The 6,024-nt window shown below is 63.4% G+C and carries 6 protein-coding genes and 1 pseudogene; 2 read left to right on the top strand and 5 right to left on the bottom strand.

Annotation, left to right across the window (positions count from 1 at the left end):
- Window positions 1-11: 11 nt before the first annotated feature.
- A complete protein-coding gene (locus E5X34_RS24890) occupies window positions 12-860 on the bottom strand; it encodes a helix-turn-helix domain-containing protein (RefSeq protein ID WP_292570210.1) in 849 nt (282 codons plus the stop codon).
- Window positions 861-999: 139 nt separating this feature from the next.
- Window positions 1,000-1,980 carry an SDR family NAD(P)-dependent oxidoreductase gene (locus tag E5X34_RS24895; protein WP_292570213.1) on the bottom strand — a complete coding sequence of 327 codons (981 nt, stop codon included), beginning with the start codon at window positions 1,978-1,980 and terminating at the stop codon, window positions 1,000-1,002.
- A gap of 112 nt (window positions 1,981-2,092) precedes the next feature.
- Between E5X34_RS24895 and E5X34_RS24900 the strand changes: the two genes are divergently transcribed.
- On the top strand, window positions 2,093-3,022 hold the full coding sequence (locus E5X34_RS24900; protein ID WP_292570216.1) for an AraC family transcriptional regulator: 930 nt from the start codon (window positions 2,093-2,095) through the stop codon (window positions 3,020-3,022).
- A gap of 184 nt (window positions 3,023-3,206) precedes the next feature.
- Here E5X34_RS24900 and E5X34_RS24905 read toward each other — a convergent pair whose 3' ends face one another.
- From E5X34_RS24905 to E5X34_RS24915, 3 genes and pseudogenes are all read right to left on the bottom strand, one after another.
- Window positions 3,207-3,482 (bottom strand): metalloregulator ArsR/SmtB family transcription factor, encoded by a 276-nt coding sequence (locus E5X34_RS24905; RefSeq protein ID WP_040998815.1) that lies wholly within the window; start codon window positions 3,480-3,482, stop codon window positions 3,207-3,209.
- A gap of 32 nt (window positions 3,483-3,514) precedes the next feature.
- Window positions 3,515-4,819: pseudogene (locus E5X34_RS24910) on the bottom strand (MFS transporter); the annotation flags it as partial.
- Between the two features lie 24 nt (window positions 4,820-4,843).
- Window positions 4,844-5,038, bottom strand: coding sequence for a DUF1192 family protein (locus E5X34_RS24915; protein ID WP_292570222.1), 195 nt, complete (start codon window positions 5,036-5,038; stop codon window positions 4,844-4,846).
- Between the two features lie 109 nt (window positions 5,039-5,147).
- Between E5X34_RS24915 and E5X34_RS24920 the strand changes: the two genes are divergently transcribed.
- The coding region (locus E5X34_RS24920; RefSeq protein WP_292570226.1) for an NAD(P)H-quinone oxidoreductase at window positions 5,148-6,024 on the top strand (877 nt) is incomplete at its 3' end.

The following is a 6,024-nucleotide window of genomic DNA, read 5'->3' on the forward strand; positions in this document are numbered from 1 at the left end:
ATTACAATCTCCTAGAGATGTGAGGGAGCCATCACCATCGCTCCAGCCCAGCGGGAAGTATTGTAAAAATGCGTCCTGGCGCGAGCCTCTCTAAGGTAGCGCTGCGGAGACTCCGCAACCAACTCGCGGAAGTGGCGGATAAAATGAGCCTGATCGTAATAGCCGTATGCGAGCGCTGCGTCCGTGGTCCTTGTGCTTTCATCCAGCATCAGGGCGCGCACCGTCTTCTGAAAGCGTCCCAGACTACGAACCTCGACTGGTGTCTGCCCGGCAATGCTGGCGAAACGGCGTTCCAACTGACGGCGCCCGAGCCCGAGGCGGTCCGTCAATCGGTCGATCGCAAGGTTGGCAGGATCGCCATACAGCATGCCCATCGCGTGTTCGAAGACAACGTCCGGCGCCGCGCGGGACAGGCGTTCTGCAAGGAAGCGCTGGATCAGCCGGAGCCGGCTGGACAGCCCCTCCGCGCCGGCTACACGCCAGGCCAACTCCTGGCCCGCCGCACCCCACAGGTCCTGCGCGGAAAGGGCACGGTCCATCATCTCCCTGCCCGGCATGTCGACAAATCGATGTATCATGCCGGCCCGGAAGCGCACCGCGACGAAGCCAACGTCGTCTGATGACAACAGTGCCAACGGCCGATGGCGAATGTAGAACAAGTGGGCGACGGAACAGGTTTCCGGCGCGCCGCCACCCACCGATCGCCTGAACGGCGTGCGGTAGTGGAAATACAGTTCCGCTCCGGTTCCGGGAAGCAGCACAGGCAAGTCGACCCGCTCGGCGCCGACACTTTCCCATCCCCAAATCCGGTCGACATAGGGAGCCAGACCGTCGATCGGCAGGAATTGAAAGACGCGCATCTTTCCAGACATCTATGGCGGATGGGTTTCGTCGATGCGGCAGTACCCATAGGATCGCCACCGAGCATGGCCGCCTGCTCTTGCGTCATTGAGATCGCTTGGGCCGGCGATTGTTCGCGGTTGCTGGATCGCACCGGTTTCATCGAGAGGGCCGCGCCTGTTCGACACCAATGTCAGCCGGGTCGTCCCCCGTCAGCTTCGCCGAAAGGCGCCATAGCCTAAAAGCACTGCCCGGGTCGAGCGCGTAGGACTGCACGCCGGATTCGCCTGGCAACGTGGCGACCGGCGCGATCCCGCAGTCTTCGCAATAGAGTCCGCCCCGACCCTCCAATTGCGGCGACGTCGCAGCCCATACAGCCGTTGCGGCACCTTGTTCAGGTGTCTTGAACGACGGGTCCACCAACCTGCCGTTCTCGTCGACCCAGCCCGCCTCGACCATCTCGGCCCTCGTCAGGTGACGCTGCAGGGGTGTGAGGATGTTGCCGGGATGAACCGCGAACGCACGGATGCCGTGTTCCTTGCCTATAGCGTCCAGCCCCACAGCAAACAGGATGTTCGCGGTCTTGGACTGGCCGTAGGCCTGCCAGCGATCGTAGCCCTTGTCGAAGTGGGGATCGTCCCAACGGATGTTGGTAGTGGCATGCGCCCCCGAACTCATGACCACCACGCGGGCGCTGGAAGCTTTGACGAGCAAAGGCCAAAGTCGCGCCACGAGCACGAAATGGCCAAGATGGTTGACGGCGAACTGCAGCTCCCAGCCGTTGGCAAGGCGCGTTTCCGGGCAGGCCATAACACCGGCATTGGCGATGACGATATCGACGGCGTTGCCTTCCTCCACCAGGTCGCGCGCAAAGGTCCTTACGCTGTCGAGATCGGCAAGATCCATCTCCACGACGGATACCCCGGCCATGTTTGCGAGCGTTGCGCGCGCCTCCATTGGCCGCCGCGCGGGCACAATCACGCGGGCACCCGCTCCGGCGAGCGCATGCGTCATCTCATGTCCGAGGCCTGAATAACCGCCCGTGACGACCGCCAGCTTTCCCCGCAGGTCGATGCCGCGCAGAACCTCTCCGGCTGTACTGCTTGCGCCAAAGCCTGACGCTACCGATGGCTGTTCCATGTGAACCCTCTTTTATTTCCGGAGCGGTTTTAATATTCAGTGCGGTGCCGGCGCACCATTCGCGGGCGTGCCAAATGCTTTGCCGAAAGTCTCATCGCGCGTCATGGACGTCTTGTCGGACATCATTGGCCAGGTTACGCCGGAGGCGTCCGTAAGCGCAGGACTGGATGCCGCCGGCGAGTGGTGCATCGCATTCGAGGCGCCAAACGGCATCAAGTTCAACGTCGTCACCAAGGGGACATGCTGGCTGCGGGTCGAGGGCGAACCGGCGCCGGTTTTCGTTGCCGAGGGAGATTGCTTCCTGTTGACCAGATGCCGAGGTTTCACGCTCGGCACCGATCTTTCCCTGCCGCCCCTTTCCGCGCAGGAAGTGTTCTCGGCGGATCAGAACCCGGCAAGGGTCAACGCAGGCGGCGCATTTTCCCTTGTGGGCGGCCGCTTCGCCTTCCGTAGCGAGCAAGCCGAGCACCTGTTCGAGGGCTTTCCGGTGGCTGTCCACGTTCGCGGCGATGAACCCTCAGCCCCGGTTTTCCGGCGGGCCCTGGAACAGTTTGTCGATGAGGCCCGTTGCGATCGCCCCGGCGGTCGGCTCATCCGCGAACGGCTGGCCCAGATCATGCTGGTCGAGATCGTGCGTTCTCATCTCCTGTCGTCGAATCGCCCGGCACCCGGCTGGCTGAGGGGATTGGCCGACGCCCGGATTTCGCGCGCGCTTTCGGCCATTCATGCCGCGCCGGAACGAAAGTGGAGCTTGTCGGCGCTTTCTCATGCGGCGGGAATGTCGCGGTCGCATTTCGCACGACGTTTTCGCGATGTGGTCGGCATTCCGCCGCTTGGATATCTGCGATCGTGGCGCATGCTGCTGGCATTCAACGGACTGAAAACGACGCAGAAGCGGGTCGGCGAGATTGCCCAATCCGTCGGCTACGAATCGGAAAGCGCCTTCAGCACGGCCTTCCGGCGATTGAACAATATCTCTCCCGGCACGGCGCAACGAAAAACCGGACGCGACGTTTTTACGGAACGCTCGGACAAAGCTTAAAGCGCGTCGCGATCCTTCGGATTCGCTCCATGCGCTTTAGGTCTTTGATTTTACGCATGTCTTTATCCCGAAACCGGTTCCCACTTTCGGGAGACATGCTTTAGCGTGACGCAATCGACTTTGACGCATGTCGTCGTCTCAGAACCACTGCGCACTTCTGAGCGACATGCATTGATGAGCGGGGCTATTCCCCCGGCGCTGTTTCCCAGAACTGGTCGAGCCAGATGTTCAGCCTGAGGAAGCCGGCGCTGCTGACAGTATAGACGCGCCTGGTGCCTTCGGCCTTGGCATTGACCAGGCCGGCATCGAGCAGGACCTTCAGATGCTGTGAAACAGCCGGGCGCGAGACGGGCAATCCGGCCGCCAATTCGTTCACCGTCTTCGGGCCGCGCCGGAGTTCTTCCAAGAGATAGCGCCGATTGGGGTCGGCTATCGCCACAAAGGCGTCAGAAAACATCATGCCTTTATTTGTGGGGCAAAGTTTTTGGAATCTCAACTATTGGTTTCAATCTTTCTGCGCGGATCGAGCCGGGTTGCTTCGGGCGTGACCGCACGGTCCGCGGGCTGCGTCTTGAACGCATCGCGGTTTTCGATCGGCACCGGCGCGCGGGCGCGGATACGCAGCAGCGTGTATCCGGCGAGGCTGAGATGAGCGACCGCGGTCGCAAGAAACAGCCCCTCCGGACGCACCGAACCCATCAAGGCGGCGGCCAAAAGCGGGCCGATCATCGTGCCGAAGCCGTAGAGCAGCAACAGGCCGCCTGAAACCTTGACGAAGTCTTCGGCGCGGGCGTGGTCGTTGGCATGCGCGACGGCGATCGAATAGAGCGTATAGGCAAAAGCGCCGTAGGCAGCGGTCAGCACGATGACGAAGACGCCGGATCGCGGCGCGAACAGGAAGATCAGCACCGCGACCAGGGCCGCGCCGAAGGCAGCACCCGCCAGCACGAAGCGGCGGTCGGTTGTATCGGAAAGGCGCCCGGCCGGAAGCTGCATGGCGGCGCCGGAAACGACGACAAGGCTCATCATCAGCGCAATCTCGGCGGTGGAGATGCCGATGCGCGCGCCATAGACAGCGCCAAGCGTGCCCCAGGCGCCGTTGGCGATGCCGACGAGAAGGCAGGCCACCGCCGACACCGGCGAATTGGCATAGAGGCTTTTGACGTCGAGCTTGACGTCCTGCAGCGGCTTCGGAGTCGATTGAGTAGAAACCGCCGTCGGAATGAGCGACAGGCAAAACAGGATGCCGGTGATCATGAACAGCGAGGCCGACCGCACATCGCCGCCGGCGACGATCATCTGGCCGCCCATGATCGAGGCATAGGTGACCATCATATAGAGACCGAAGACGGTGCCGCGGTTCTCGTTGGTGGCCTTCTCGTTGAGCCAGCTCTCGATCACCATGAAAGCGCCGGCCATGGTGAAGCCGGTGAAGGCGCGCAGGAGGATCCAGAAATACTCGTCGATGATGAGGCCGGTGAGCAGCGCGATGATCGCACCGGAAGCGGCGAAGGCGCCGAAGGCCCTGACATGGCCGGCGCGGCGCACAAGGCGCGGCGCGAAGAAGCAGCCGGTGACGAAGCCGCCGGCCCAGGCCGTGCCCATCAGGCCGAGCGATGCGGTCGAAAAGCCCTCCACCTGGCCGCGCAGCGGCAGGAGCAGCCCGTGCAGGCCGGATGCGGCGAGCAGGAACGCCGTGCCGCGCAGCAGCGAAAGGATCGGTCTGTAGGTTGCAAACATCGCTTGGTCCGGTTTCGGGCGCAGGGGTCTGAAGACAGACGTATTGGGGCTTTTCGGCGGCGGTCGCTCGCGCCGGCAAAATTATCCGCGTCGGAACAACGCGTCGGCGGCGGATTTGGTGGCGCTCTTGGCGGCCCGCTCTGCCTCCAGCCTGGCGATCTCGTCACGCAGCAGGGCGATGCGCTCCGACAATTCGTCGACGGAGAGCAGCGACAGGTCCTGGCCGATCTCGTGCGGGCGCTGCTTCTTCCTGGGTTCGTCGTCGAAGATCGCCATCGTCGCTCCTCCCGTTTTGGCCATTTGCCTGATTTGGCATTGAGCATACATAGGGCAGGGGTATTGATGCAAACGGCCGACAACAGATCGAGATAGGAGACCGCAAGTCATGGCAAGTCAGAAGATTCCGGCAACGATGACGGCCATCGCGATCTCGCAGCCCGGCGGCCCCCGGGTCCTCAAGCCGGAAACCCGCGACGTACCGGTCCCCGGCCCCGGCGAAGTGCTGATCCGCGTGCATGCTGCCGGCGTCAACCGACCGGACGTGCAGCAGCGCAAGGGCACTTATCCGCCGCCGCCCGGCGCCTCGGACCTGCCTGGACTCGAGGTGGCCGGCGAAATCGCCGCGCTCGGCGACGAGATATCGCGCTGGCGCATCGGCGACCGGGTCTGCGCGCTCACGCCGGGCGGCGGCTATGCCGAATATGTCAAGGTCCATGCCGGCAGCGTGCTGCCGATCCCGGCCGGCTTCACCTATTCGGAAGCCGCCGCCGTGCCGGAGAATTACTTCACCGTCTGGCACAATGTGTTCGAGCGCGGCGGGCTCAAGAAGGGCGAGACGCTGCTCGTCCATGGCGGCTCGTCCGGCATCGGCACCACCGCCATCCAGCTTGCTTCGGCCTTCGGCGCCACTGTTTTCACCACCGCCGGCAGCAAGGACAAATGCGACGCCTGCCTCAAGCTCGGCGCCGACCGGGCGATCAACTATCGCGAGGAGGATTTTGTCGCCGTGGTCAACGATGCGACCGACGGCAAGGGCGCCGACGTCATCCTCGACATGGTCGGCGGCGACTATGTCGCGCGCAACTACGAAGCCGCGGCCGTCGAGGGGCGCATCGTCCAGATCGCCGTGCAGACCGGCGCCGTCGCAAGCACCAATTTCGCGACGCTCATGGTCAAGCGCCTAACCCATACCGGATCGACGCTTCGGCCGCGCACCGTCGAGTTCAAGGCGGCGATCGCCGCCTTGAACTCGACGGTGCGCG

It is taken from the genome of Mesorhizobium sp., assembly GCF_004963255.1.
Taxonomy (GTDB): Bacteria; Pseudomonadota; Alphaproteobacteria; order Rhizobiales; family Rhizobiaceae; genus Mesorhizobium.